25 protein-coding genes and 1 pseudogene are annotated in these 22791 nt (G+C 67.2%); 5 read left to right on the top strand and 21 right to left on the bottom strand.

What is annotated here, in order from left to right; genetic code table 11:
- Together accC and aat are read left to right on the top strand one after the other, a co-directional pair.
- Complete coding sequence (gene accC / locus BUR28_RS02355; RefSeq protein ID WP_074218656.1) at nt 1-1350, top strand: acetyl-CoA carboxylase biotin carboxylase subunit; 1350 nt, start codon at nt 1-3, stop codon at nt 1348-1350.
- Nucleotides 1351-1385: 35 nt separating this feature from the next.
- A complete protein-coding gene (gene aat, locus BUR28_RS02350) occupies nt 1386-2030 on the top strand; it encodes a leucyl/phenylalanyl-tRNA--protein transferase (RefSeq protein ID WP_074218655.1) in 645 nt (214 codons plus the stop codon).
- On the opposite strand, the gene BUR28_RS20520 is transcribed toward aat, so the two are convergent.
- The 6 genes from BUR28_RS20520 to BUR28_RS02320 form a co-directional block, all read right to left on the bottom strand.
- Nucleotides 1994-2584, bottom strand: a complete 591-nt coding sequence (locus BUR28_RS20520) for a DUF2155 domain-containing protein (protein ID WP_254813673.1) — start codon at nt 2582-2584, stop codon at nt 1994-1996. The genes aat and BUR28_RS20520 overlap by 37 nt on opposite strands.
- A complete protein-coding gene (gene mlaD, locus BUR28_RS02340) occupies nt 2584-3048 on the bottom strand; it encodes an outer membrane lipid asymmetry maintenance protein MlaD (RefSeq protein ID WP_074218654.1) in 465 nt (154 codons plus the stop codon). Before mlaD ends, BUR28_RS20520 begins: the two co-directional genes overlap by 1 nt.
- A 4-nt stretch (nt 3049-3052) precedes the next feature.
- Entirely contained in the window at nt 3053-3436 is a 384-nt protein-coding gene (locus BUR28_RS02335; protein WP_074218653.1) for an NADH:ubiquinone oxidoreductase subunit NDUFA12, read from the bottom strand.
- Nucleotides 3437-3756: 320 nt separating this feature from the next.
- Nucleotides 3757-5256 carry an autotransporter outer membrane beta-barrel domain-containing protein gene (locus BUR28_RS02330; RefSeq protein ID WP_074218652.1) on the bottom strand — a complete coding sequence of 500 codons (1500 nt, stop codon included), beginning with the start codon at nt 5254-5256 and terminating at the stop codon, nt 3757-3759.
- A gap of 75 nt (nt 5257-5331) precedes the next feature.
- A complete protein-coding gene (locus BUR28_RS02325; protein WP_074218651.1) occupies nt 5332-5880 on the bottom strand; it encodes a peptidylprolyl isomerase in 549 nt (182 codons plus the stop codon).
- Nucleotides 5873-6379: a peptidylprolyl isomerase gene (locus tag BUR28_RS02320; protein ID WP_074218650.1), complete on the bottom strand. Its 507-nt coding sequence runs from the start codon at nt 6377-6379 to the stop codon at nt 5873-5875. The genes BUR28_RS02325 and BUR28_RS02320 overlap by 8 nt, the downstream gene beginning before the upstream one ends.
- A gap of 145 nt (nt 6380-6524) precedes the next feature.
- Between BUR28_RS02320 and pgk the strand changes: the two genes are divergently transcribed.
- A complete protein-coding gene (gene pgk / locus BUR28_RS02315) occupies nt 6525-7715 on the top strand; it encodes a phosphoglycerate kinase (RefSeq protein ID WP_074218649.1) in 1191 nt (396 codons plus the stop codon).
- Between the two features lie 98 nt (nt 7716-7813).
- The gene (locus BUR28_RS02310) at nt 7814-8116 is read left to right on the top strand and encodes an FtsB family cell division protein (protein WP_074218648.1); all 303 of its coding nucleotides are present in this window, start codon (nt 7814-7816) and stop codon (nt 8114-8116) included.
- A gap of 35 nt (nt 8117-8151) precedes the next feature.
- Here the strand turns inward: BUR28_RS02310 and BUR28_RS02305 are convergent, their stop codons facing one another.
- The 6 genes from BUR28_RS02305 to cysE all read right to left on the bottom strand — a co-directional run bounded on the left by BUR28_RS02305 (nt 8152) and on the right by cysE (nt 14301).
- Nucleotides 8152-8487 (bottom strand): carboxymuconolactone decarboxylase family protein, encoded by a 336-nt coding sequence (locus tag BUR28_RS02305; protein WP_074218647.1) that lies wholly within the window; start codon nt 8485-8487, stop codon nt 8152-8154.
- Between the two features lie 67 nt (nt 8488-8554).
- Nucleotides 8555-9868, bottom strand: coding sequence for a pyruvate dehydrogenase complex dihydrolipoamide acetyltransferase (locus BUR28_RS02300; protein ID WP_074218646.1), 1314 nt, complete (start codon nt 9866-9868; stop codon nt 8555-8557).
- A 10-nt stretch (nt 9869-9878) separates the two neighbouring features.
- Complete coding sequence (locus tag BUR28_RS02295; protein WP_074218645.1) at nt 9879-11264, bottom strand: pyruvate dehydrogenase complex E1 component subunit beta; 1386 nt, start codon at nt 11262-11264, stop codon at nt 9879-9881.
- Between the two features lie 12 nt (nt 11265-11276).
- A complete protein-coding gene (locus BUR28_RS20515) occupies nt 11277-11678 on the bottom strand; it encodes a hypothetical protein (protein ID WP_083626374.1) in 402 nt (133 codons plus the stop codon).
- Between the two features lie 484 nt (nt 11679-12162).
- A complete protein-coding gene (gene pdhA, locus BUR28_RS02285) occupies nt 12163-13197 on the bottom strand; it encodes a pyruvate dehydrogenase (acetyl-transferring) E1 component subunit alpha (protein ID WP_074218643.1) in 1035 nt (344 codons plus the stop codon).
- A gap of 288 nt (nt 13198-13485) precedes the next feature.
- Nucleotides 13486-14301: a serine O-acetyltransferase gene (gene cysE / locus BUR28_RS02280; RefSeq protein ID WP_074218642.1), complete on the bottom strand. Its 816-nt coding sequence runs from the start codon at nt 14299-14301 to the stop codon at nt 13486-13488.
- 87 nt (nt 14302-14388) lie between these two features.
- Between cysE and BUR28_RS02275 the strand changes: the two genes are divergently transcribed.
- Nucleotides 14389-14724 carry a TraR/DksA family transcriptional regulator gene (locus BUR28_RS02275; RefSeq protein WP_074218641.1) on the top strand — a complete coding sequence of 112 codons (336 nt, stop codon included), beginning with the start codon at nt 14389-14391 and terminating at the stop codon, nt 14722-14724.
- Here the strand turns inward: BUR28_RS02275 and BUR28_RS02270 are convergent.
- From BUR28_RS02270 to BUR28_RS02230, 9 genes and pseudogenes are all read right to left on the bottom strand, one after another.
- Nucleotides 14708-15016, bottom strand: a complete 309-nt coding sequence (locus BUR28_RS02270) for a DUF7742 family protein (protein WP_074218640.1) — start codon at nt 15014-15016, stop codon at nt 14708-14710. The two genes, BUR28_RS02275 and BUR28_RS02270, sit on opposite strands and share 17 nt — an antisense overlap.
- Nucleotides 15017-15020: 4 nt before the next feature.
- Entirely contained in the window at nt 15021-15740 is a 720-nt protein-coding gene (locus BUR28_RS02265; RefSeq protein ID WP_074218639.1) for a DUF2793 domain-containing protein, read from the bottom strand.
- Nucleotides 15733-19629: pseudogene (locus BUR28_RS02260) on the bottom strand (glycoside hydrolase/phage tail family protein). Before BUR28_RS02260 ends, BUR28_RS02265 begins: the two are co-directional and overlap by 8 nt.
- A gap of 3 nt (nt 19630-19632) precedes the next feature.
- Nucleotides 19633-20076 carry an NlpC/P60 family protein gene (locus BUR28_RS02255; protein WP_074218638.1) on the bottom strand — a complete coding sequence of 148 codons (444 nt, stop codon included), beginning with the start codon at nt 20074-20076 and terminating at the stop codon, nt 19633-19635.
- Nucleotides 20073-20960 (bottom strand): DUF2163 domain-containing protein, encoded by an 888-nt coding sequence (locus BUR28_RS02250; protein WP_074218637.1) that lies wholly within the window; start codon nt 20958-20960, stop codon nt 20073-20075. The genes BUR28_RS02255 and BUR28_RS02250 overlap by 4 nt, the downstream gene beginning before the upstream one ends.
- Nucleotides 20960-21592: a DUF2460 domain-containing protein gene (locus BUR28_RS02245; protein WP_074218636.1), complete on the bottom strand. Its 633-nt coding sequence runs from the start codon at nt 21590-21592 to the stop codon at nt 20960-20962. Before BUR28_RS02245 ends, BUR28_RS02250 begins: the two co-directional genes overlap by 1 nt.
- A 15-nt stretch (nt 21593-21607) precedes the next feature.
- Nucleotides 21608-22270 (bottom strand): phage tail tape measure protein, encoded by a 663-nt coding sequence (locus BUR28_RS02240; RefSeq protein WP_074218635.1) that lies wholly within the window; start codon nt 22268-22270, stop codon nt 21608-21610.
- A 9-nt stretch (nt 22271-22279) separates the two neighbouring features.
- The gene (locus BUR28_RS02235; protein WP_074218634.1) at nt 22280-22471 is read right to left on the bottom strand and encodes a rcc01693 family protein; all 192 of its coding nucleotides are present in this window, start codon (nt 22469-22471) and stop codon (nt 22280-22282) included.
- Nucleotides 22458-22790 (bottom strand): gene transfer agent family protein, encoded by a 333-nt coding sequence (locus tag BUR28_RS02230; protein WP_074218633.1) that lies wholly within the window; start codon nt 22788-22790, stop codon nt 22458-22460. The genes BUR28_RS02235 and BUR28_RS02230 overlap by 14 nt, the downstream gene beginning before the upstream one ends.
- Nucleotide 22791: the final 1 nt, after the last annotated feature.

Raw genomic sequence — 22791 nt, 5'->3', positions numbered from 1 at the left:
ATGTTCGACAAGATCCTCATCGCCAACCGCGGGGAAATCGCGCTGCGCGTGATCCGCGCCTGCCGCGAGATGGGCATCCACTCGGTCGCCGTCCATTCAACCGCGGACGCCAACGCGATGCATGTGCGGATGGCCGACGAAAGCGTCTGCATCGGCCCGCCGCCGGGCACCGACAGCTACCTGTCGATCCCGTCGATCATCTCGGCCTGCGAGATCACCGGCGCGCAGGCGATCCACCCGGGCTACGGGTTCCTGTCGGAAAACGCCCGCTTCGTGCAGATCGTCGAGGATCACGGCCTGACATTCATCGGGCCGTCGGCGGAACATATCCGCATGATGGGCGACAAGATCACTGCCAAGGAAACCATGAAGGCGCTTGGCGTGCCCTGCGTGCCCGGCTCGGAAGGCGGCGTGCCCGATCTGGAAACCGCGCGAACGCTGGCCGACGAGATGGGCTACCCGGTCATCGTCAAGGCCACCGCGGGAGGCGGCGGGCGCGGCATGAAGCTGGCCAAGACGGCGGACGACCTGGAACGCGCCTTCCAGACCGCGCGGTCGGAGGCCAAGGCGGCCTTCGGCAATGACGAGGTCTATATCGAGAAATACCTGCAAAAACCGCGGCATATCGAGATCCAGGTCTTCGGCGACGGCCAGGGCCGCGCGGTACATCTGGGCGAGCGGGACTGCTCGCTGCAGCGCCGCCACCAGAAGGTGCTGGAAGAGGCGCCGGGCCCGGCGATCGACGCCGCGACGCGGGCGCGAATCGGCAAGATCTGCGCCGACGCCGTGGCGCGGATCAATTATTCCGGCGCCGGCACGATCGAGTTCCTCTACGAGGACGGCGAGTTCTACTTCATCGAGATGAACACCCGCCTGCAGGTGGAACATCCCGTGACCGAGGCGATTTTCGGCGTCGACCTCGTGCGCGAACAGATCCGGGTGGCCGAGGGCCGGCCGCTGTCCTTCGACCAAGACGAATTGCACCTGAACGGCCACGCGGTCGAGGTGCGGATCAACGCCGAGCGGCTTCCCGACTTTTCTCCCTGCCCCGGCAAGATCACCGCCTATCACGCGCCGGGGGGGCTGGGCGTGCGGATGGATTCGGCGCTCTACGACGGCTATTCGATCCCGCCCTATTACGACAGCCTGATCGGCAAGCTGATCGTGCATGGCCGCGACCGGGGCGAGGCGCTGGCCCGGCTCGACCGGGCGCTGGGCGAGTTGATCGTCGACGGGATCGACACCACCGCGCCGCTGTTCCGTGCGCTGCTCCTGGAGCCCGACATCCAGAAGGGCGACTACAACATCCACTGGCTGGAGCGCTGGCTGGAGGCCGGGCCCGACCTCTGAGGGACCCGACGCCTGCGGGCCCGCGGGAAGGAAGGATGGCGGTCGACGATCTGACGCCCCGCATGCTGCTTTCCGCCTATGCCACGGGCATCTTTCCGATGGCGGAATCGCGCGACGACCCCGGCCTGTTCTGGGTCAATCCGCGGCGGCGCGGCATCTTCCCGCTGGACGACTTCCACATCTCGCGCAGCCTGGCCCGCCGCATCCGCCGCGACCCGTTCACGATCCGGGTGAACCGCGATTTCGCGGGGGTGGTCGCGGGCTGCGCCGACCGCGACGAGACCTGGATCAACGAGACGATCTTCGCGCTTTACCGCGAGCTTCACGCTCTCGGGCACGCGCACTCGCTGGAGGTGTGGGAGGGTGATCTGCTGGTCGGCGGCGTCTATGGCGTGACGCTGGGCGGCGCCTTCTTCGGCGAAAGCATGTTCTCGCGCCGCACCGACGCCTCGAAGATCGCGCTGGCCTATCTGGTGGACCGGCTGGGGGCGGGCGGTTTCCGGCTCTTCGACACGCAGTTCGTCACCCCGCATCTCAGCCGGCTCGGCGCCATCGAGGTCTCCCGCGCGGCCTACATGGCCCGACTGCAAGAGGCGCTGGAGACGCCGGCCGACTTCACCGCGCCCGAGACACCCGCCACCGGTCAGGCATTGTTGCAGCGCAGAACCCAGATGTCGTAACGCGCGTGGTCGAGCGGGTTGAGCGCGGGGCTGGAGGCCAGCATCCAGCCTGAAAACAGCCGCCCCGCCGCGCCCGGCTCGGCGATCTCGACGAAGGCGAAGGCATCGGAGGCGGGGTTGTCCGCGGGATAGCGGCATTCCTGCAAGATCACCTCGAGCCGCCCGAAGGTCGCGCGGCCACCCGGCCCGAGGGCGAGATCCGCCGTCGTGCCCGAGACCTTGTCGAGCCCGCGCAGCACCGCGCCCCCACCGGCCATCTCGGTGACGACCACCGGTTCCGCCCGCGGGGCGCTCTCAGTCGAATACATCTGGAGGGGGTCCTCACGCTCGACGGTGTCGAGGGGCCTGCCGCGCGGCCGGGCCCTGTCCGCGCCGGTCCCGGGCGCCGTGCCGTTCAGCTGGTTCTGCAGCATCTCCTCGCCCGAGGGCAGATCGTCGAGCCCCTCCACCGTCCAGCCGTCCTCGGTCCAGCTGTCCGGGTCCCAGGTCACGTCCTGGGCGGTCACGGGCGCTACGCCGAGCGCGAGCACGAAAAGCGCCGGGCGGAGAACCATCACCCGCCCTCCTCGGCCGAGGAGGTAACGAATTTCATGAGAAGCGAGATCAGGCTCACCGCCCCTTGCGTGTCGAGCACCTCGTCCCCCGGTTCGAGCTCGAAGGGCGAGCCGCCGGGGACGAGTTCGACGAAGGTCCCGCCCAGGAGCCCCTCCGAGGCGACCAGCGCCGCGCTGTCGTCGGGCAGCGCCACGCCGTCGTCGACGGTGAAGCGCGCGTCCGCGCGGAACGTCTCGGGATTGAGCGTGAGATCGGTGACCGTGCCGACCTTGACGCCGGCCAGCCGCACGTCGGTGCCGACACTCACCCCCTCGGCCGACCGGAAGCTGGCGGTCAGTTCGTACTGTCCCGCCGTGCCGCCGCCGAGCCCGGTCGCGTTGCCGGCATAGACGAGGAAGCCAAGGGCGACGGCAAGAACCGCGCCCCCGGTCAGTACCTCGGTGGTGGTGTAGCTTTCAGCCATGCGCCTATTCCGGTTGCCAGGCCTCGTAGTCCTGCCGCGGCGCCGGTTCGGGCCGGCGGATCGAGCCCGGCGGCGCATAGGCCTGCGGCGTGCCCGTCAGGTTGGGCCGGTGCGGCTTTTCCCAGGACTTCTTCGGCAGCGGCTTCTCGCTGGGGGGCGCATCATAGGTGTGGTGCAGCCAGCCGTGCCAGTCGGGCGAGATGCGGCTCGCCTCGACCTCGCCGTCATAGATCACCCAGCGGCGCTTGCCAGCCCGGGACTGGTAGAAGACATTGCCCTGCGCATCTTCGCCGACCTTCTGGCCGTGGCGCGCCGTGAAGAGACGGGTGCCCAGCGTTTGGCCATGCCACCAGGTGACGTATTTCATCAGGGTATCGATCGCGCCCATCGGATCCTCCGCGCCGCTTTCCCGAGATATGGCGCAAGCGGGGTGGAAGGTCCAGAGGTCGCGGGCATGCGGCCCCCTTCCCGGCGATATCGCGACCGATGAACAGGACCGCGGCGGAGCGGTGTCGGCTTGGCGACGCCAAGCCGACACGCCGGGGGCGCTGCCCCCGGACCCCCGGAGTATTTGGACCAAGAAGAAGCCTGCCGGACGGCGGCGACGAAGCGCCGGGGCGCGCCGGCCTCAGCCCATATGGCGCAAGAAAAATGCCATGACCGCGGCGCTGGGCGCCGCGATCCGAAGGGAGCGGAATGCCCGCGGGTTCAGGCCGCGCGCCGCCGGACCAGGGCAAGCCCGCCCAGCGCCCCGAGCAGCATCAAGAGCGGCGCGGGCAGCGGGACCGGGGCAAAGCCCGCGGCTCCATCGAACCGCAGGGTCACGTCCTCGAAGACGTAACGCTCCCAAGCGGTCAACCGCAACTCGGCCGTGCCGAAAAGCCCGAGGCTGAGCACGTCGCCCGAAAACGAGACGCCGGTGATGTCGGATTCCATCACGCCCGCGAACTCCACGGTGTCGAAACTGCCCGCCCCGTCGAAGATCGCGCCGCCGCCGAAGAGCCCGACCGCATCCTCGAAGAAATCAGACGCGAACCAGAGGCTGTCGATCCCGACCCCGAAATCGGCACCGCCATCGACCGTTCCGCCGCGATACATGTTCAGCGCATCCGCGCCGGCGCCAAGGTTCAGCGCCAGCCCGCTCGTGCCGATGATCTGGCCGTGGTTGTCCACGATCTGGGAGCGCGCGTTCGCCGAGTCGGTCTCGACCGCGCGGGTGCCCTCGATGCGGCCGCGGTTCACGATGAGGCCGTCCCCTTCGGCCTCGTCGAAATCGATGGCCGCGTCGGTGACCGACTTGATGACCCCGGTCGACCCGTTGGTGATGCGGCCCGAATCGATATCGATCGCGTCCTGTGGGTCGGGGTTGCCGGGCGCCTGGGTGTTCTCGATCGTGCCGTAATTCTCGATCACGGCATTCTCGCCCACCTGAAGCGCGTCATCGAAGCCCTTGATCGTGCCATAGTTGGTGACCGCGGCATCGTCTTCCATCTCGACGCCCTCATCCGCGGTCGACTCGATGAAGTCGTCGTTGATCAGGGTCACGCCGTTGCCGAGGTCCAGGGCCTTGTCCGGCGCGGAAATGGACCCGTAGTTCTCGATGAACGACCCGTCCCCGGCCTGCACGCCCTCGTCCGCGAGCGACTCGATGAAGCCGTCATTGGTCAGCGTCAGCACGTCGCCGACATCGATTGCCTTGTCTACGGCAGAGATGATGCCGCCATTCAGGATGGTCGCGTCGTCGCCCGCCTCGACGCCCTCGTCGCCGCTGGAACTGATGAGGCCGTCATTGGTGAGATACAGGCCGTCGCCGGCATTCACCGCCGTGTCGGTCGCGGCGATGAGGCCGTCGAAACGGTTCGTGATGTCGGCGTCGTTGTCCGCGCTGATCGCGTTGTCGCTGGAGTCCGGGTCGGGCGATGCGGCCAGGACCTCGACACGCCCGTCATTGAGCAGCACCAGCCCGTCATCCACCTTCACCGCGTCGCCGCCACTGCGCGTCACCGTCGCGAAAGGCAGCACCGTGAGATCGATGTCGTCGAGGTTGTCCTCGCTGAAATCGTCCTGGTTGAAACCGTCGGTGTCATCGCCGCCGCAGACCACCGCCGCGCCGTCGCCCGGATTGTCCGGCACGCATTGCGCGAGCGCGGCGTCGGCGAACACGACAGGGAGACCGGCAAGCGCGGTCGTCATCAGAATCCGTTTCATGGCGTTACCCCCTTTGCCTAAACCCTGCTGACGCCTAGCAGCGGCGTTTGAAGGTTTCGTGTCAGGGGCGCTGCCTCATTCGGTGACGGTCACCGTCACCATGCGGTCGGGCGGACCCACGACGGCGCCATTCCGCCCAGTGCCGCGCTTGATCGCGTCGACCACCTCCATGCCCTCGGTCACCTCGCCCACCGCGGTATATTGCCCGTCGAGATGGGGCGCGGGCGCGAACATGATGAAGAATTGGGAATTGGCGCTGTCGGGGTCCGGCCCGCGGGCCATGCCCACCGTGCCGCGCTGAAACGACTCGTCGGAAAACTCCGCAGCGAGGTCGGGCCCGTCGGACCCGCCCATGCCCGCGCGGCGCATGTCGCCGCCCATCTTGCCGAAGGCCACATCGCCGGTCTGCGCCATGAAGCCCTCGATGACGCGGTGGAAGACCACGTCGTCATAGGCGCCCTGCCCTGCCAGGTCGGTGATGCGGGCGACGTGGTTCGGCGCGATCTCTTCGAAAAGGTCGATATGGACGGAGCCGTTCGCACCCTCTCCGGCGATCTCGATCTCGAGGCCGGTGGCGGCGGCCGGGCCGGCGGCGAGCATCAGGACGAGGGCCAGTTCACGCATCGGCGGCCACCTTCACGCTGAGCAACCGGTCGGGATTGGCGGGCGGCTCGCCACGGGTGATGGCGTCGACATGCTCCATCCCCTCGATGACCCGGCCATAGACGGTGTACTGGCCGTTCAGGAAATGGTTGTCGGTGAAGTTGATGAAGAACTGCGAATTGGCCGAGTTGGGGTTCTGCGCCCGCGCCGCGCCGATCGTGCCCCGGTCATGGGGCAGCCTGGAAAACTCTGCCGGCAGGTCGGGCAGGTCCGAGCCGCCGGTGCCCGCCCGGCGCAGATCGAAATCCTTTTCGGCATTGCCATGGGCCACATCGCCGGTCTGGGCCATGAAGCCGTCGATCACCCGGTGGAAGACGACGTTGTCGTAGGCCCCGGCGCGGGCCAGTTCCTTCATCCGCGTGACATGCTGGGGCGCCACGTCGGGCAGCAACTCGACGGTGACGGGGCCGTCCTTCAGCTCGATCACGATGGTATTCTCGGGGTCCTTGATCTCGGCCATTCCGGCGCCTCCTGCCTGCAATGTTCGCGCGAGAGCCTAGTGCGACCGATTGGCGAAGGAAAGGGGCGCCGGCCGCGCGAGCATTGACCTTTGGCCGCGTTTCGCGCGATCAAGCGCGCAAGCTGAACCTGCGGGAGGATGACGCATGGCCTGGAAGACACTCGACGACATGGACCTCGCCGGAAAGGTCGCGCTGGTGCGCGTGGACATCAACGTGCCGGTCGAGGATGGCCGCGTCACCGACGCGACCCGGATCGAGCGGATCGTGCCCACGGTGAAGGACATTCTCGACAAGGGCGGCAAGCCGGTCCTTCTGGCGCATTTCGGCCGGCCGAAGGGCGAGGTCGTGCCCGAGATGAGCCTGAAAGTCACCCTGCCGGCGCTGGAGGCCGCCTTCGGCCGCGGCGCGATCTTCGCCGAGGACTGCATCGGGCTGCCCGCGAAACAGGCCGTCGCCGCACTGAGCGAGGGCGATATCCTGCTGCTGGAGAATACCCGCTTCCACGAAGGCGAAGAGAAGAACGACCCGCAGATGGCCGCCGCGCTCGCCGCACTCGGCGATGTCTACGTCAACGACGCCTTTTCGGCAGCGCACCGCGCGCATGCCTCGACGGAAGGGATCGCCAAGCTCCTGCCCGCCTGCGCCGGGCGCAACATGGAGGCCGAGTTGAAGGCGCTGGACGGCGCGCTGTCGGACCCGGTGCGCCCGGTGGCGGCCGTTGTCGGGGGGGCCAAGGTCTCGACCAAGCTCGACCTCCTGGGCAACCTCGTGGCGAAGGTCAATCACCTGGTGATCGGCGGCGGCATGGCCAACACCTTCCTCGCGGCGCAGGGCATCAATGTCGGCAAGTCGCTCTGCGAGCACGACATGACCGGCACCGCACGCGACATCATGGACAAGGCCCGCGCGGCGGGCTGCGAGATCGTTCTGCCGGTCGACGTGGTTTGCGCGCGCGAGTTCAAGGCCGGCGCCGAGAACGAGACGGTCGGCGCCGATGCATGCCCGGCGGACGCAATGATCCTCGACGCCGGCCCCGAAACCGTCGCGAAAATCGAAGAGGTGTTCGGGCAGTGCAAGACGCTGATCTGGAACGGCCCGCTCGGCGCGTTCGAGATCGACCCGTTCGACGCGGCGACCAACGCGGCCGCAAGGAAGGCGGCCGAGTTGACGAAGGCGGGCAGCCTCGTCTCGGTCGCGGGGGGCGGCGACACGGTGGCCGCGCTCAACGGCGCGGGCGTGGCAGAGGATTTCAGCTACATCTCGACCGCGGGCGGCGCCTTCCTGGAATGGATGGAGGGCAAGACCCTGCCCGGCGTCGCTGCGCTGGAGGAGTGACCCCCGGACCTCGCCGGAATTGGGGGATTCCCTTGCGCGCGCCCATGCTCTAGACTTCTGCCAGCCGCACGGAAGAGGCGGTGGCAGAGGCTGATGACATGAGCGGACCGCGCAAGCGCCCGGCCTTGGGCGCGCTGATTTTCCTAGGTATCGGGTGCTCGCTGGCGATGTATTTCACCTTCGCCGCGGTGCAGGGCGATTTCGGGCTGTTCCGCCGCATCCAGATCGAGGCCGATGCCGAGAGGTTACGCGCACAGAAGGCCGCCCTCGAGGCGGAACTGCTCGCGCTGCAAAACAAGACCCGGCGCCTGTCGGACGGCTACCTCGATCTCGACCTGCTGGACGAACGCGCCCGCGCGGTGCTCGGACTGATCCGCGCCGACGAGATCGTCATCCGTTAAGGCACGCGGCCCGGCAGCGGGCTGGTTCTAGCGCTCTAGCCGTGCAACTGGTCGAAAGCTTCCAACGCCTTGGTGCCGTACATCAGGGCCGGTCCCCCGCCCATCATGATGCAGACCGAGACGGTTTCCTCGATCTCGGCCCGCGTGGCGCCAGCTTCCATCGCCGCCTTGGTGTGGAACCCGATGCAATCGACGCACTGCTTCGAAATGCCGATGGCCAGCGCCATCAGCTCCTTCTGCCGGGTGTCCAGCGCACCGGGGTCGAGTGTCGCGCGATGCAGCGCGAAAAAGCCCTCTGCCGGCTCCTTCTGCCGGCCCACGTAATCCTCGCTATGGGTCTGACCCTCGGTGAGCGCCTGTTTCCAGTCCATCGAACGTCCCCCTCTTGGCGTTTACCACGCCATGGTAACGTCGGCGGCGGGCGTTCGTTGCCGCGGGTCAGGCGAGCATCGCCATGGGCGCTTCGAGATTGTCCTTGATCGCCTGCAGAAGTTCGGCGCCGAGCGCACCGTCGATCACCCGGTGGTCCACGCTGAGCGTGACCGACATCACCGTGGCGATCGCGACCTCGCCCGCCTCGGTCACCACAGGCTTCTTCACGCCCGCGCCGACCGCCAGGATCGCGCCGTGGGGCGGATTGATGACCGCGTCGAAGTTGTCGATCCCGTACATGCCGAGATTGGAGACCGCGAAGCTGCCGCCCTGGTATTCTTGGGGGGCGAGCTTGCGCTCGCGGGCACGCGCGGCGAAGTCTCTCATCTCGGCCGAGAGCTGACTGAGCGACTTGGTCTCGGCATCGCGGAGCACCGGCGTGAACAGGCCGCCCTCGATGGCCACGGCAACGGCCACGTCGGAGGGTTGCAGTTGCAGGATGCGGTCCCCGGCCCAGACGGCGTTCGCCGCGGGCACCTGCTGAAGGGCGAACGCGCAGGCCTTGATGATGAAATCGTTCACGCTGAGCTTGACGCCGCGGGGCTCCAGCTGGCGGTTGATCTGCGCGCGCAAGGCGAGCAGCTCGTCGATGCGGATGTCGCGCCGCAGGTAGAAATGCGGGATCGTCTGCTTGGCCTCGGTGAGCCGCTGGGCGATGGTCCGGCGCATGCCGTCGAGCGTGACTTCTTCATGTGCCCGGTCGGCATAAATCTTCGCCACCGCGTCGGGCGAGAGTCCCGTGGGCTGGCTGGCGGCGGCGGGGAGGGCCGCGCCATCCCGCGCGGCAGGGGCGTCCGTCGCCGCCGCAGGCCGGGCATTCTCCACGTCCGCCCTGACGATCCGTCCGCGGGGCCCGGAGCCCTTGATCTGGCACAGATCCAGCCCCTTTTCCTCGGCGATTTTTCGGGCGAGCGGCGAGGCGAAGATGCGCTCGCCCGTGTCGGTCGTCGGCGCGGGCGGGGCGGCGGCCGGCTCGGAGCTCCCTTCGGGGGCCGCCTCGCCGCCCGCGTCGGCCGGTTCGGCCTCACGGCGCTGCTTCGGCGCAGGCGCGTCGGCGGCGATGTCCTCGGCGCTTTCGCCTTCCTCCAGCAGCACCGCGATCGGCGTGTTGACCTTGACCCCCTCGGTGCCGCCAGGGATCAGGATCTTGCCCAGCGTGCCCTCGTCGACGGCCTCGAATTCCATCGTGGCCTTGTCGGTCTCGATCTCGGCCAGGAGGTCGCCCGCCGACACGGTATCGCCCTCCTTGACCAGCCATTTCGCGAGCGTGCCCTCCTCCATCGTGGGCGAGAGGGCGGGCATCAGGATTTCCGTGGGCATGCCACTCTCCTCAGCGATAGGTGACTTGGCGGACCGCCTCGATGACCTCTTTCGTGGTCACCAGCGCGAGCCGTTCGAGGTTCGCCGCGTAGGGCATCGGCACGTCCTTGCCGGTGCAGTTGATCACGGGCGCGTCGAGCCAGTCGAACGCCTCCTGCATCAGGACCGCCGAGATGTGGTTGCCGATCGAGCAGACCGGGAAGCCCTCTTCCACGGTCACGCAGCGGTTGGTCTTCTTCACGCTTTCGATGACGGTGGCGGTGTCCATCGGGCGGAGGGTGCGCAGGTCGATCACCTCGGCCTCGATCCCGTCCTTGGCGAGCGCCTCGGCCGCCTCTAGCGCATAGGTCATGCCGATGCCGAAGCTGACCAAGGTGACGTCGGACCCTTCGCGCCAGACGCGCGCCTTGCCGAGCGGCACGGTGAAATCCTGGAGCTGCGGCACCTCGAAGGAGCGGCCATAGAGGATTTCGTTTTCCAGGAAGATCACCGGGTTCGGATCGCGGATCGCGATTTTCAGAAGGCCCTTTGCGTCGGCCGCCGAATAGGGCTGGACGACCCGGAGGCCGGGGATGTGTGCATACCAGGCGGCATAGTCCTGGCTGTGCTGGGCGGCGACCCGGGCGGCCGCGCCATTGGGGCCGCGGAAGACCATCGGGCAGCCCATCTGGCCACCCGACATGTAAAGCGTCTTGGCCGCCGAGTTCACGATCTGGTCCATCGCCTGCATCGCGAAGTTGAAGGTCATGAACTCGACGATCGGACGCAGGCCCCCGAAGGCCGCGCCGACACCGAGACCCGCGAACCCGTGCTCGGTGATCGGGGTGTCGATCACGCGTTTCGCGCCGAACTCGTCGAGGAGCCCCTGGCTGATCTTGTAGGCGCCTTCGTACTCGGCGACCTCCTCGCCCATGAGCAACACCGTGTCGTCGCGGCGCATCTCCTCGGCCATGGCATCGCGCAGCGCCTCGCGCACGGTGGTGGTCTTCATCTCGGTGCCGTCGGGCACTTCGGGCTCGGCGGCCGACGTCGCGCTTTTCGGCTGGGCCGGGGCTGCGACCGGCGCGGAGCCCCCGTCGGGGGCCGCCTTGCCGCCCGCGTCGGCCGCCGGCGCGGTCTCCCGCGCGTCCTTCGCCGCGGCCTCCGCATCCTCGCCCTCCTCGACGAGAACCGCGATCGGCGTGTTGACCTTGACCCCGTCGGTGCCGGCTTCGACCAAGATCTTGCCAAGGATGCCTTCGTCCACGGCCTCGAACTCCATCGTGGCCTTATCGGTCTCGATCTCGGCTAGGATGTCGCCGGCGGACACCGTGTCACCCTCATTCACCAGCCACTTGGCGAGCGTACCCTCCTCCATCGTGGGCGACAACGCGGGCATCAGGATTTCGGTTGCCATTCGTCGGTCTCCTTAGGATGCGGCCCGGGGAACGTCTTCCACCCCGGTCGGGGCGGATCTGGCGCGTTCCAAGAGCTCGAAATCGGGTGCGTAGTAGTTCTTGAGAAAGGCTAGGCGCCCGCCCGCCTCGATGACTGCAGAAAAGCACCGTGCGGCATTCTGGTCGATCCTCGACATCGCAGACTTTCGGAGCACGCGGATGACGGACGGCGGCGGCGTGCGGCGCAGCATGGGGATCAAAGGACCGTACACGCTTTTCTGCTTGTGCTGTTTGCAAGCTTGATCGACGGCGCTTCGATCCGACTTGCCTACCTCTACATGCACGCCGATGCGATCGGCGAGGAACCCGGCCAACCGCTCGAGTTCGTTCATGCCGAACACCTGATCCACCAGTTGCTCGCCATCGAGGAACACGTAGTCGCGCCGACGCCGAAAAAAAGATCATCAGGAGCGTGTCGAGCCGCGCGTTCGCCAGATTAGAGATATCCTCGTCCACCAAGGTCTCGAGCGCCGGGCGGGAGAGTTCAGCAAGCGCGCCGTCCTTCGTGTTGAGCCACAACTGGCCCAGCGCCGACCGAAAGCGCGAAACCGGTTCGCGGCACACCGCCACGGCCTCGTAGCACCGGATACAGTCGCGCGCCGCAGGATCGGTGATCTCGATTTGCCGGAGGGTCCGGTGGTCGTTGCAGAATTCGCCGAGTTGGGGATGATGCCCGGTTCCAATCGCGAACGCCGGATCGTGCGGCAACAGATATCGAAGCTGACTGCCCACTGTCGTTGCCGCCGTCTGCGGGATGTGCATGAACACGAAGCGCTTTTCGTCGCAGATTATCGTCGGCATCGGCGCGCCCCTCGGCCTCGCGGCCCTATCGCGTCGGTCGCCATGCGACAGCCTCCCTCAGACGTTCTGCGGTGCGGTGTCTGCGTAGATGTCGGTGTAGAGCTCGTCGACCGCCGGCTCGGGGCTGTCCTTGGCGAACTCGGCCGCCTCGTTGACAATGCCCTTGATCTCCTTGTCGATGGCCTTCAATTCGTCTTCCGAGGCATGCTTGCCCTGCAGGATCAGTTCGCGCACATGCTCGATCGCGTCGCGCTCTTCGCGGATCTTCTGCACCTCCTCGCGCGAGCGGTACTTGGCCGGGTCCGACATCGAGTGGCCGCGATAGCGGTAGGTCATGATTTCAAGGATGTAGGGCCCCTTGCCCGCGCGGCAGTGGGCTACCGCCTTCTCGCCGGCCGCCTTCACCGCAAGCACGTCCATCCCGTCGACCTCCTCGCCCGGGATGCCATAGGCTGCGCCGCGCTCCCATAGATTGGGCGACTTGGTGGACCGCTTGACGGCCGTGCCCATCGCGTACTGGTTGTTCTCGATCACGAAGATCACCGGCAGATCCCAGAGTTCCGCCATGTTGTAGGTTTCGTAGACTTGGCCCTGATTGGCCGCGCCGTCGCCGAAATAGGTGAAGGTGACGCGGCCGGTGCCGAGATACTGATCGGCGAAGGCGAGACCGGCCCCGATGGGAACCTGGGCGCCAACGATCCCGTGGCCGCCATAGAAATGGCGCTCCTTCGAGAACATGTGCATCGAGCCGCCCTTGCCCTTGGAATAGCCGCCGGCGCGGCCCGTAAGCTCGGCCATCACGCCCTTGGGGTCCATGCCGCAGGCCAGCATGTGGCCGTGGTCGCGGTAGGAGGTGACGCGCTTGTCGCCCTCTTCGGCAACCGCCTCGAGCCCGACGACGACCGCCTCCTGACCAATATAGAGATGACAGAACCCTCCGATCAGCCCCATGCCGTAAAGCTGCCCGGCCTTTTCCTCGAATCGTCGGATGAGCAGCATCTCGCGGTAGAACTTCAGCAGCTCTTCCTTTGAACTATTTGATTTATCACCCGATTTCGACGTCGTTTTTGCGGGGGTCCTTCGCGTGGCCATCAGGCAGCGCCTCCCTGCGCGGCAACTAGTTTAACGTTAAACGAAATTCTAGCAGACTGCTCGGCTCAACGCGAGGGATTTCCCGCAGGACATCGCGCGGTCAGATCGGCACGGACATCTCAGGACGACCGGCGACAAGACGGCAAAGACGAGGGAAAAGAGACGACCAGAGCGGTCGGAATGCACAATTGCACCCCTATCGGCGCGCAGAGGCGAACCGGTCGTGGGGGAGGCACGGGGGAGGAAAGCCACGCCCGTGCCGGTCACGCATCGGTGCCCAAGGCGCAGTCAGCCCGAGCTGCCGCCATTCAGTCGGTGGTCCATCGTCACCGAGGGCTGTTCGCATCCGGCCTCACCGACGATGCGTGCGGGCACGCCCGCAACGGTGGACTTCTCGGGCACGTCCTGCAGCACGACCGAGCCCGCGGCAATACGCGAGCAGCAGCCGACGCGGATATTGCCCAGCACCTTGGCCCCCGCGCCGATCAGCACGCCGTCGCCGATCTTGGGGTGGCGGTCCTGTTCTTCCTTACCGGTGCCGCCCAGTGTCACCGAGTGCAGCATCGACACGTTGTCGCCGACGACCGCCGTCTCGCCGATCACGATGGAATGGGCATGATCGATCATGAGCCCCCGGCCCATGCGGGCGGCCGGGTGGATGTCGACGCCGAACATCTCGGACACGCGCATCTGCACGAAATAGGCCATGTCGCGGCGCCCCTGCTGCCACAGCCAGTGGCCCACACGATACGCCTGAAGCGCCTGATAGCCCTTGAAGAACAGGATCGGCTGGATGTAGCGATGGCATGCCGGATCGCGGTCGTGGACCGCCACCAGGTCGGCCCGCGCGGCCTTGCCCAGCGCCGGATCGGCGGCGTAGGCGGCATCCGCAATCTCTCGCAAGAGTTGCTCGGACATCTCGCCGTTGGAGAGTTTCAGAGCGAAGCGATAGGCCAGCGCGTCGTCGAGCCCCCCATGGTGGAGAAGGCTGGAATGCATCAAGCCGCCAAGCAGCGGCTCGTCCGCCACAGCCTCTTCGGCCTCTTCGCAAATGCGTTTCCAGACCGGATCCAGTTCGGTCAGGCGCGGTTTCGTCTCGGCCATGCGCGTTCCCTTTCGTTGCAGCACAAGGCTACACCAGATATCCTGGCAAGACCAAGTCCGCCAGGAGCCGCGCGCGGGGATGTGACAATGGACGCACAACAAGTCGCCCGCTACAGTGAAAGGCTCGAGGCGATACTGGCCGAACTCGAGACTGACGCGGCGCTGGGGAACGAGGGAACGCGGACTGTCGAACTCGACCAGCAGTCGGTCGGCCGGCTCAGCCGGATGGATGCTCTACAACAGCAGGCGATGGCCAAGGCGCAGCAGGGCCGCCGCGCCGGCGCAGAGCGGCGCATCAAAGCGGCACTCGCTCGGATCGAGAACGGGGAGTTCGGCTATTGCACGGAGTGCGGGGAAGGGATCGGGGCGCGCCGGCTAGATCTCGACCCCACGGCACCGACCTGCATCAATTGCGCCCGCTGAGCCGGGCCTTGACCTCGCGCCACTCCGCGATGGCGGCAAAGACGCGGGCCAGGCAGCGGCAGTAGTCGGGATCGTCCAACGGCGGCTCCGGCGGCAAATCCTCGCGCGCCGCAAGCGCCATCAGCGAGCCGTTCCCCCAAGCCGGATGCGCCCGGCCAAACCGCTTACGATAGGCATCGGCCGCCTCGGCGCGGGCCATCAGCCGCGCCAGCGCGAATGGGCGTTCGGCGGGCGGACGCGCATGAAGCGCGCGCGCGGCGCACACGGCGTCGCCATGCAGAACCGGGCGCATCGGCTCAGACCGTGCCCGGTAAGCCGAGTTCGGCGTAGTGCAGCGCGAGCCGCACGGTGCCGACCGTGAACGTGCCCCCTTCGGGGGTCAGGGTAAGAGGCGTTGGCCCGTAATAGGTCATCGGGCTGCCAAGCACGCCATGCGCATAGGAGTTGAGGTCCAGGCCCAGGCCGGCGCCGAAGCGGTTTTCAGCGCCCTCGATGCCGAGGCTCCAGGCCGAAAGCGTGCCGGTGATCGGGTCGACGACCCGCGCGGTCACACCGAAAAGCATGGCGTGGGACGGAATCATCTCCGCCGTCGGCTGCGCGCCGCCCGGCAGGATAACATGCTCGAATTCCAACACCCGGGGCGCGAAGACCGCCCCGGAAGGCGAGATCGCCCCCACGTGCGGCACAGGCCGCCAACCGCTGCCGTCATGGCGCATTTCCGCGCCCCGGTCGGCGACCCAGGCCCGCCAGCCGTCCTGCGGCGTGGCGAAGAGCCAGCCCCCATTATCGGCGATCGCGATACGTCCCGTACGCCCCGTCCAGTCACCGGACGCCCCGGCGGCCACGCCGAAGGCCAGCCCGTCCGGGGCCCCAAGCGGTGGTACGGACAGGCTCACGCTTTCAAGCCTGAGCTGGACCAGCGCGTCGAGCCGGACCAGCGCCTCGTTCACGGTCACGTGTTTCTGTGCCTGGGCGGCCTGCACCAGCGGCAGGGACAGGTTCGCGGTGTCACTCATCGATATCGATCCTCCGATAGGGTCCGGGTCCGAACTGGTCGGACAGTTGCGCCACCTCGAGCGCGACGGGGCCCGTCGCCCCGTCCGCCGCTCGCATCGACGCGGTGTATGTCCAGCAAGGCGCCTCCATCTGGGCCTCCCGCAGCACCGCATCGCCCGCACCGAGGACACGCAGGTGATAGGCCTCCCGCTCTTCGCCCAGCGGAACTTCAACCGAGGTCCAGCTGTCGCCGTCAATCCGGGTGCGGCGGATCCAGGTGACGGTCAGCCCGCCCGCGCCGTCCCGGCGCGCGCGCAGGTGTCCGGGCGCGTAGGGTCTAAGGCCGACCCCATCGAACCCAGCCACCCTGTGCGTATACGAGGCGTCGTCGTAGGGCCGCGAGCCCGGCCCGATGCGGTAGTGGCGGTCGAGTCCCCGCGCGGCAAGCGACAAGCGAATCTGCCCGACCCGCCCGTCAAGCAGCACGAAACGGCTGCCCTCGGGCCAGAGCACGGGCATTGTGCCGTCGGTGCCCGCCTGCCCCCGCACCCGCAACCGCAGGTCATAGGTGAGCGGCGCGACCAGTTCGGCCTCGGCGAATTGGAAGACCTCCCAGTTGGCCGCGCTGCCGTCCCCGATGGCTGCCGCATTGGCACCGGCAAGCAACTCGGCCTCCCCCACCGAAGAGAGCGCCCCATCCGACAGCCTGACCCGCAGGGCAGGGCCGCGATCCCAACGGGCGGGTTCGGCGGCGGCGAGCGGGTTTTCGGTCACGCCGATCACCGCGGCCTGTCCGATCAGCGTGTTCATCGCGTAGCCAGCGTCACTGACGGCGGAATAGACGGCCACGCTTCCGGGCCAGGGCTTGGCCGAGATCGCAAGATGAGGGGCGTGCGGCACCTCTTCGCCGGTCAACAACGGCAGGTCGAGGAATTCCGCATGCACCGGCACCGGCGCGACGAAGGCGGGTTGGGGCACAGGCGCCGCATCGCGATTCGGCGGCGGATAAATCCCGCGCTCCACCCGTACCGCCTCGATCTCGCGCAGGCCGGCTAGGTGGACCCGGTCAATGCGGAAATCCCCGTCGGGCAGGCGCAGGACGTCGCCTGCGCCGAGCCCCAGCGTCGAGGGCGGGAGCGACAGCCGAGCGCGGTCGCGAGCGACCCCTGCCTCGGCCAGCCAGCGCTCGACAACGGCCTGCCCCTCGCCGCCCGTCAGCACCAGCGGCAGTTCGCTCGCCGAGACCGTACGGCTTTCCTCGTCGGGCAGGATTGCCTCGGCGGCGCGCGTCTCGTAGGCGCCATCCGATTCCACGAAGCTCAGACGCACCCGGCCGGCCGTTTCTGCCTCGGGGCTGCGGATCAGTTCGATATCGCCGCCCTTGCCATCCCCCACGGCGATATCGCCGGGATGGATCTCGGTCCGAGGACGACCATCTCGATTGAAGAAGACCAGTCGCCCCTCCCGCTCGGCCGCCTCCGCGCCATAGGCAAGCATCAGCGGCTGAAGGGCGGCGCGCGCACCATCGATCTCGCTGACCGCATAGCCGCGCACCAAGCCGTACAGCCCCCTTACGTCGGGATCGGCGACACCTGACGCAAGACAGATGTCACGAACTACAGCATCCAGTGCCTGCGCCGAAGCGCGTCCATTCAACCAATGCCCGCAGTCATAATTATCGCCATCGGCCCAGAGTTCCCGGTTCCCAGGAAAGCTCGGAAAGGGTCGTGCGTCCCAGGCCCAGGCATGGGCGCGCGACAGGTCGACCATCGGACCGCCATAAACATCCGAAACCGGGTTGTTACCGGGGGCGGCCCAATAGGTCAGCATCGCCCGCAGGTACTGCCGTTGGATCAGGTCGTCGCGCCCGCCGGTGGAGTAAGGAGGCAAGGCGGTCTCGGACGATTTCGGGTCGCTGAACAGGTTCGGAGCATTGGTTCCCTTGTCGACCGCCGCGCAGCCGAACTCGGTGAACCAGATCGGCTTGGACCGCGGCATCCAGGGGGTCGGACTTTCCAGGCGCAGGCCGTCCACGCGGTCATGGTGCGGATTGGTCCACCAGTTGCGGATGTCCTTGTAGCGCCATACCCAAGGCTCGCCATGGGCGCCGTCTGTGATCGGCACGCGGCTCTGCGCGTCGCGGGCCTGCGGACGGGGGTATTACCAGTCGAAGCCCTCGCCGCCCTCGATATTTGCCTTGAGATAGTCCAGAGCATGGATCGCGCCCCAGTCGGCATCCGCATGCGCCTCGCCCTCGCGCCAATCCGACAGCGGCATGTAATTGTCGATGCCGACGAAATCGATGTTGGGGTCGGCCCAAAGCGGATCGAGATGGAAGAAAACGTCGCCCGGTGCGTCGGAGGGGTGATAGCCGAAATACTCGCTCCAGTCCGCGGCGTAGCCGATCTTCGAATCCGGCAGCACGCTACGTATATCGGCCGCCAGAGCGCGCAGCGCCTCGACTGCCGGAAATGTGTTGCCGAGACCCCGTATTGTGGTGATTCCACGCAGTTCCGACCCGATGCAGAACGCCTCCACGCCACCGGCCGCGGCGCAAAGATGCGCGTAGTGCAGAATGAAGCGGCGATAGCTCCACCCGTCGATTCCGGTGAAGCGCACGGTCTCCCCATCGAAGGTGAAATCGTCGGGATGCGCCGTGCCGAAGAACGCAGCGACCTCGTTTGCAGCGGTCTCGGTGCGATCGGGCGACAGGGGATGTCCCGGCGCGTGCGACAGCGTCATCCGGCCACGCCAGGGCAGGTGCGGCTGGCCCACCTCTCCCGTGTAGGGGTCGGTCAGCACGTTTTCGGACAACTGGTCCATCAGGATAAACGGGTAGAACACCGCCCCCTGCCCGCCGTTTCGCAGCGCTTCGATGGCCTCGATCACGCTTTGATCGGCCGGCGTGCCACCATAGATCGCACGCCCATCGATGCGGGGAACGACCTCTGCATCGGACCTCGACAGCCCCGCTACGCGCCAACGCATCGGCTTGCCTTCATGCGTGCCCTGCTCGACCTTCGGAGCAACCTGGGCCTCGCCCAAACGCAAGTCGCCCGAGAACCAACTGACCACCAATGACACGGAGCGCACGTTCGGCAACTCGCCGCGCAGGGTTTCAAGCGAGGAGGCGAAGTCGGTCCGACCGCTGGGGCTGTTCACGTTGGCAGACCGGGCCACGCCGGGCGCGTCCTCGAAATGCACCGGCGTCGTGGCGAGCGAATACTCCCCGGTGCCTGGGATCAGCGCGACCCCCCGCACAAGATGAGCAAGGTCCTCGGTCTCGCCCTTTGCCGCGCGCACCACCTCGAACGAGAATTGCGGCACGCGGTTGCCGAAGCGGCCGAGATCGAGGTCCTCAATCACCACGTATGACACACCCCGATATGCCGGCGCCTGTCCTGCGCCCTCGATCGCTTCGATCAACGGATCGGGCAACTGGTCCTCGCTGCCGCGATAGACCCTCATGTTCAGTTCGTCGGGTGCAATCTCGGTCCCGTCGGCCCAGATGCGCCCCACCCGCGCAACCTCACCCTCGCAGAGTGCAATGGCCAGGCTGACCGTATAGCTGTAGTCGCGCGTCTTGGGTTTTGAGGGCGCCCCCTTGCCGCCGCCCGATGTCGTAACCTGCTCGCGGAAGCGTGAGGCCCAGATGACCTGCCCTGACAGGCGCGACCTCCCCCAGAGCCGGATCAAGGGCATGCCTTCGCTCGCGCCCGACAGCCGGAAACGGTCGACCCGGCCGGTCTCGATGGCCTGCGAGCCGGTGCCCAGAAGCTGCTGGTCGATCACCCGGCCGATGGTCGCGCCGACGGCCCTACCTATCACCGCACTCGACAAGCCGAGCACGGAGCCACCGAGTGCCGAGCCCGCGGCCGCGCCAGCCGCCGACAAAACGATTGTCGCCATGCCTTACGTCCTTTCGGGAAATTCGAAGCGCGCCACGATGCGCCGCGCCCAAGGGGCTGAAAGCGGGCTCTCGACCACACCGTGGCCTTGGTAGGCGTGAATGAAGCTTGCCTGCGCGCCCGCACGCCCCTGCACGCCAAGATGCTTGGCCACGCCCGTATCGCGAAGGCGAAAGAGGATCACGTCACCGGGCGCGGCGTTCCCCACGGGCTTGTCGACGAGGTGGCGCTGGGCCGCCTCCCAGAGTGTTTCCTCGCCCTGTGGCTCAGACCAGTCCGGCGTATAGGGCGGGACCGCCTCGGGTTCCGTGCCGTAGAGAGCCCGCCAGACCCCGCGTAACAGCCCAAGGCAATCCGCCCCCGCGCCGATGCGCGAGCCCTGGTGGCGATAGGGCGTGCCGATCCACAGCCGCGCCTCCATGGCCACCCGGTTTCCAATCGCACTCATGATTTCAGGCTCCCGCCGTCATTCACTCCCGAACTCGTCGGATAGGTCATCAGCCAGTCCTCGCCCGGAATGTGGGGAAAGCCGCGGAAATTCTCGAAGTTGTTGAACTTCCAGCGGCAGGTGTCGGGGCGGCGATCGCACCCCGCGACCAGCCGCACCGTATCGCCGGCAGACAACGGCCCGCGGATAGAAGACCAGAGCTCGACGATGCGGACCCCGTTCTCTTCGCGGTCGGACTTGATCGTGCCCGAGAGACCAGCCGCCGGCCCCGACAACACCTCGAGACGGCCATGTTCGAACCAGCGGGTCTGCAATCCGGCCAACTCCTCGAACCGGAAGATGCGCCGGCTTTCCACCGCATCCGGCACAAGATCGGCGGAAAACCCCGGCTGGGAAGTATCGAAGCCGCAGGCGGCATCGCCAAGAACCGCACCACAGGGTGCCTGGTAAACGCGGCCCTGGGGCTGGTTCAGCACCTCGGCCTGTCCTCGCAGTTCCGCCTCGAATGCCCCGGCCGAGCGGGTAATCTCATCCAGCGATCCGTCGAAGAGCGCCACGCGCTGGGCGACGTCCGTCCAGTTCACCAGCCAGATACGCAGGTGGGCCCCGTCATAGTGGCCCGCGGCCACGTCGTCCTCGCTGATGGCCTCGGAACTGAGCGCACCGACCGCGGCCGAGTTGTCGACCGAAAGCCCGGTGGTCTGGCTGAGCGCCTTGGCGCTCATGCCCGTCTCGGCACGAAAGGTGATGCCCTCGAAGGCAAGGTCACAGTCATGGTCGGTGAAACCCAGCACCACCCCATCGCGCCGGGTAATTGCCCAGGCCCGCGTCAGGGTCGTGGCACCGCCGGTAAGGTGGCTTTGGAATGCCTCGGGAATCGCCATCAGACCCGCACCTCCACGACGGGCACAGAGGGCACTTCACCCGCGCGAAAGCTCGCGACCGAGGTGTGGATGCGATCGGTATCGAAACGCACCGGGACGTCGAACTCGAAACCGGCCGTGACCGCCGCGCCCAGCTTTGGCGCGGCCTGAAGGGTGACCATGCCGGCGGCGGTATCAACCTCGAACCCGCCCCCTTCGACAAGTTCCGCGCCGTCGACTGCCACCTTCACCGTGCCCGCTACCGGCTTGGCGATCGGACGCCGGTAGGAATGGTCACCCGAGACATAGGTCTTCGCCAGTTGGAACTCTGCCGTCGCCCCGTCGCCGTGACCGATCGTCTGGTCGGCCGCTCCCGGCGCGTGCGAGGGCAGGCAGGACTTGTAGTCGGACCAGTCCCTCCAGCGGAACCCATAAAGCTGGCCGCGCCGCGCCTCGAAGAACGCGATCAGCGCCTCGACATCGTCGAGCGAGCGCATCGCGGCGCCCGCATCATACCGGCGCCGCGCATGCTCCCAAGGCGTGTTCCGCTCCTCGAACCCGTTGGCCAGCGCCACGATCTCGGTCCGCCGCTCCGGCCCGCCAAGCGAGCCGAAACTGAGATTTGCCGGAAACCGGATTTCGTGAAATGACATTTGCCCTCCTCCTCGTTACCGATTGCGTTGCCCGCGCGCGATCAGCCGGCTCATTTCGGAGGCGACCTGGCTCTGGCTTCGGGCAAAACCCTGCAAGTCCGGCGTCGTGATGTTCATCACCACCTGCACGGGCCGCCCGCCGCCCTCGCTCCGAACACCGAGCCGACCATCCGCCCCGCGCGAAAGCGGCAAGATTGCCTCGGGGCCCGCCTCGCCCATCAGCCCGGTCGCGCCGCGCATTGGAAAATACGTGGCCTGGTCAACGACCCCTCCCGTCGCGAAGGGGATGACTTGGCCCTGCGTAAAGGCACCGCCCTTGCCGAACGGCAGGGCGGCGTTCACCAACCCCTCGATCCCGCCCGCGATCAAACCGCCCAACTGGTTCTGCACCGGCTTGATCGCGGCGGAGTAGGTCGCATTCACGATAGAATTGGCGACCGTTTTCAACGCGTCCGACAGCTTCATCCCGTCAAAGACGAGTCCGTCGAAGGCACTGCGCAACCCGCGGCCGATCGAACGCGAGAGCGCGCCTACCTCTCGGTTGGTCAGTGTCAGGCTCTCGCGCATGCGGACCAGTTCAAGCTCGAAGGCCGCGGCGGTGCCCCGAGCCCCGCCCAGCGTTGTTTCCAGTGCCTCGATCTGGTCCTCGAAGGCCTCATAATCCTCTGATTTGGCCATGGCCTGTCCTCAGTCCTCTTTGCGGTCGGGAAAGGCACGCGCGAGTTCTTCCATACGCGCGCGGGTCATCGGCGCCGGGCCGCCAACGGCCCCGAGCATCAGCATCAGTTCGGCCGGGGTCAGGCCCCAGAATTCCGCGGGCTTCAGCCCTAGCCCCCGGATGCCGGCCTGCATGAGCGTACCCCAGTCAAAGCCCGTCACGGGTGGTCTCCGGCAACGTAAAGGCGCGCGCGAGCAACTGCGCAGCCGCCTGCGCCGCCGCAATCGGACCGCCGGCGATATCGGCTTGCGCAAGATCGGTCGCCGAGCCCTCCCAGCCGCCACCGCGCAGCCCCGCCAGCAGAAGGGCAAGCACGTCACGGGTGGCGAACTCACCGTTCTCGTAACGTTCGATCAGCGCCACCAGCGTGTCAGCGCCGAGTGCGGCCTCGAGTTCGGCCAACGCCCCCAGCGTCAGCTTCATCACCCGGCGCTCGCCCTCGATAACCAGCGCCACTTCGCCTGCATGCGGATTGGTCATG

The organism is Rhodovulum sp. ES.010, from assembly GCF_900142935.1.
GTDB lineage: Bacteria > Pseudomonadota > Alphaproteobacteria > Rhodobacterales > Rhodobacteraceae > Rhodovulum.
The sequence above is the reverse complement of the archived record's forward strand: the minus strand, read 5'-3'. Positions and strand labels throughout refer to the sequence as shown.

Excerpts from the sequence above, each read along its gene's own strand:
- accC (WP_074218656.1), top strand. The coding sequence starts at position 1 with ATGTTCGACAAGATCCTCATCGCCAACCGCGGGGAAATCGCGCTGCGC.
- aat (WP_074218655.1), top strand. The coding sequence starts at position 1,386 with ATGGCGGTCGACGATCTGACGCCCCGCATGCTGCTTTCCGCCTATGCC.
- BUR28_RS20520 (WP_254813673.1), bottom strand. The coding sequence starts at position 2,584 with ATGGTTCTCCGCCCGGCGCTTTTCGTGCTCGCGCTCGGCGTAGCGCCC.
- mlaD (WP_074218654.1), bottom strand. The coding sequence starts at position 3,048 with ATGGCTGAAAGCTACACCACCACCGAGGTACTGACCGGGGGCGCGGTT.
- BUR28_RS02335 (WP_074218653.1), bottom strand. The coding sequence starts at position 3,436 with ATGGGCGCGATCGATACCCTGATGAAATACGTCACCTGGTGGCATGGC.
- BUR28_RS02330 (WP_074218652.1), bottom strand. The coding sequence starts at position 5,256 with ATGAAACGGATTCTGATGACGACCGCGCTTGCCGGTCTCCCTGTCGTG.
- BUR28_RS02325 (WP_074218651.1), bottom strand. The coding sequence starts at position 5,880 with ATGCGTGAACTGGCCCTCGTCCTGATGCTCGCCGCCGGCCCGGCCGCC.
- BUR28_RS02320 (WP_074218650.1), bottom strand. The coding sequence starts at position 6,379 with ATGGCCGAGATCAAGGACCCCGAGAATACCATCGTGATCGAGCTGAAG.
- pgk (WP_074218649.1), top strand. The coding sequence starts at position 6,525 with ATGGCCTGGAAGACACTCGACGACATGGACCTCGCCGGAAAGGTCGCG.
- BUR28_RS02310 (WP_074218648.1), top strand. The coding sequence starts at position 7,814 with ATGAGCGGACCGCGCAAGCGCCCGGCCTTGGGCGCGCTGATTTTCCTA.
- BUR28_RS02305 (WP_074218647.1), bottom strand. The coding sequence starts at position 8,487 with ATGGACTGGAAACAGGCGCTCACCGAGGGTCAGACCCATAGCGAGGAT.
- BUR28_RS02300 (WP_074218646.1), bottom strand. The coding sequence starts at position 9,868 with ATGCCCACGGAAATCCTGATGCCCGCCCTCTCGCCCACGATGGAGGAG.
- BUR28_RS02295 (WP_074218645.1), bottom strand. The coding sequence starts at position 11,264 with ATGGCAACCGAAATCCTGATGCCCGCGTTGTCGCCCACGATGGAGGAG.
- pdhA (WP_074218643.1), bottom strand. The coding sequence starts at position 13,197 with ATGGCCACGCGAAGGACCCCCGCAAAAACGACGTCGAAATCGGGTGAT.
- cysE (WP_074218642.1), bottom strand. The coding sequence starts at position 14,301 with ATGGCCGAGACGAAACCGCGCCTGACCGAACTGGATCCGGTCTGGAAA.
- BUR28_RS02275 (WP_074218641.1), top strand. The coding sequence starts at position 14,389 with ATGGACGCACAACAAGTCGCCCGCTACAGTGAAAGGCTCGAGGCGATA.
- BUR28_RS02270 (WP_074218640.1), bottom strand. The coding sequence starts at position 15,016 with ATGCGCCCGGTTCTGCATGGCGACGCCGTGTGCGCCGCGCGCGCGCTT.
- BUR28_RS02265 (WP_074218639.1), bottom strand. The coding sequence starts at position 15,740 with ATGAGTGACACCGCGAACCTGTCCCTGCCGCTGGTGCAGGCCGCCCAG.
- BUR28_RS02255 (WP_074218638.1), bottom strand. The coding sequence starts at position 20,076 with ATGAGTGCGATTGGAAACCGGGTGGCCATGGAGGCGCGGCTGTGGATC.
- BUR28_RS02250 (WP_074218637.1), bottom strand. The coding sequence starts at position 20,960 with ATGGCGATTCCCGAGGCATTCCAAAGCCACCTTACCGGCGGTGCCACG.
- BUR28_RS02245 (WP_074218636.1), bottom strand. The coding sequence starts at position 21,592 with ATGTCATTTCACGAAATCCGGTTTCCGGCAAATCTCAGTTTCGGCTCG.
- BUR28_RS02240 (WP_074218635.1), bottom strand. The coding sequence starts at position 22,270 with ATGGCCAAATCAGAGGATTATGAGGCCTTCGAGGACCAGATCGAGGCA.
- BUR28_RS02230 (WP_074218633.1), bottom strand. The coding sequence starts at position 22,790 with ATGACCAATCCGCATGCAGGCGAAGTGGCGCTGGTTATCGAGGGCGAG.